General features: G+C 36.0%; 1 pseudogene. It reads right to left on the reverse strand.

The window, feature by feature from the left end:
- Positions 1-250 (reverse strand): annotated as a pseudogene (locus tag HMPREF2732_RS02690) (histone); the annotation flags it as partial.

The raw sequence follows: 250 nt of genomic DNA on the forward strand, positions 1-250 counted from the left end.
CAGCTTCATCTTTTGCTTCAAAAACTGCATTTTTTACTTCAGCAACTTTATCTACAACTGCATCTTTGAATTTAACTACTTTGTCTACAACTGTATCTTTTGCTTCTGAAGCCGCTTCTTTTGCTTCTACAGTTTTATCTTCAGCTGCATCTTTTAGCTCAGATGCTTTATCTGCAGCTTCATCTTTTGCTTCTGAAACTGCTTTTTTTACTTCTTTTGCTTTATCTTCAGCCGCATCTTTCACTTCAGC

The sequence above is a fragment of the Haemophilus sp. HMSC061E01 genome, assembly GCF_001810345.1.
In the GTDB taxonomy this organism is placed as follows: domain Bacteria; phylum Pseudomonadota; class Gammaproteobacteria; order Enterobacterales; family Pasteurellaceae; genus Haemophilus_D.